Below are 1,669 nucleotides of genomic sequence, written 5' to 3'. Positions count from 1 at the left end.
CTAACCTCGATCTTTCTCGACCTTGAGTTGGACGGCTGAGAGGTTCGGCTGGGGGTCGTTTTTCTCGCTGTGGTCAGCGTGGATGCCCGGCTGTCGCGCCGGGTGGGCGGGGTTCCACGGGCCCGCAGGGTTTCCTTTCCTGGTCGTGGGGCGGGTTGGTGCTGGTCAGGTTGGTGCCAGCAGGGCGTGCAGGCGTGCTAGGGCAGTAAGGATCTGGCCGGCCCAGGGCCATCGCGTGGGGATGCGGAGATGCAGGCGGCGGCCTCCGTGCACCAGGCGGCCGGCGACGGCGAGCAGGCGGAGCCGCAGGCGTTTGGGCTCGTAGCGGCGGGCGTCAGTTCCGTGCAGGGCGAGCATCTGCATCCACGCGAGCAGTTCACAGGCCAAGGCGACGATTTCAAGCCAGATCTGGTTCTGGGTGAAGTCGTGCAGGGGCAGGTTGCGCAGGCCGGTGTCCTTGGCGGCGCGGATGCGGTCTTCTGCGCGTGCGCGGCGGCGGTGACGTAGTTCCAGATCGGCGAGCTGGCCGCCTGGGGTGCCGGTGACGAAGCAGGTGAAGCGGTGTCCGTCCAGGTCGGTGAAGCGCAGTTGGGCGCCGGGGTGCGGACGTTCTTTGCGGACGATGACGCGCATGCCCTTGGGCCAGCCGGTCAGGTCGAGCAGGCCGGTGAGTTCGGCAACCCAGGCGCCGGGCCGCGGTTGGCGGTCGGCGTTGTAGGCGGGGGTCCAGGCGGTGGCGGGCAGTTTGAGGATGGCAGCGGCGATGTCGTCGGTGATGGTGAAGCCGATGGAGTACTTCAGCCAGCGTCCGGGGCGGGTGAGCCAGTTCAGGAATTCATGGGTGCCGCCGCCGGAGTCGGTGCGGATGAGGACGTTGCGTCGCTGGGCGCGGGGTAGCTGGGCCAGGGCGAGCCGGGTGGTCTCGATGTGGTCGGCGGCGGTGTTGGAGCCGGCGTTGCCGGGCCGCAGCAGCAGGATCAGCGGTTCACCGCCGCCGTCGCCGTGATGATCGGCGAAGGCGGTCATCGGGTGGAAGCCGTAGCTTTTCTTCCAGGTCGGTGCCGCGTGCTGCTTGTCGGAGTGAGAGATCACAATGGTGGCGTCGAGGTCGACGATCACGGGCTGGCCGTCGGTTCCGGGGGCGTGATGACCGGCCAGTTGCCAAGCGCGTTCACGCGCGGTGGCGCGGGCGGCGCGGATGGCCTTCAGCGCGCGGGTCTCGTCGGCGGCGAGCCGGTCGATCAGGCGTGAGACGGTCGGGTCGGAGGCGACGGAGCCGAACAGGTCGGGCTGGGAGCGGAGCATGGCGATGTCGGCCAGGCAGTCTCCGCCGAGCGCCAGGGTGAGGGCCAGATCGGTGATGATCTTTGCGGGGTCGTGGACGGCGCGGCTGGGCCGCCACCGCTCCAGCCGCTCGGATAGGGCCTTTTCCAGTCCGGTGGTGCGCAGCGTCTGCACCAGCAGCAGACCCCCGCCGTGTGAGACCAGCCCGCGGCCGTCGGCGGACACAGTGATCTTGCAGCGGGAAGCGGTAGAGTTCACTCGGAAAGTGCCTTCTGATCTGGGGTGGACGGGGCCTTAGACAAGTCCGATCCTCCCAGCTCAAGGGCACTTTTCTTATGTGAATGATCAGGTCGGCTCAAATTCGCCGTGAAAGCCGCAGGCTAAT

Annotated in this window: 1 protein-coding gene; it reads right to left on the bottom strand. The window is 68.1% G+C overall.

The genetic code is table 11. The features are described 5' to 3' along the window. Nucleotides 1-165 precede the first annotated feature (165 nt). Complete coding sequence (locus tag DQW85_RS23430; RefSeq protein WP_113702244.1) at nt 166-1,542, bottom strand: IS1380 family transposase; 1,377 nt, start codon at nt 1,540-1,542, stop codon at nt 166-168. Nucleotides 1,543-1,669 lie beyond the last annotated feature (127 nt).

The organism is Nonomuraea lactucae (assembly GCF_003313395.1).
GTDB classification, from domain to species: Bacteria; Actinomycetota; Actinomycetes; order Streptosporangiales; family Streptosporangiaceae; genus Nonomuraea; species Nonomuraea lactucae.
This window is presented reverse-complemented; position numbering and strand designations above follow the sequence as displayed.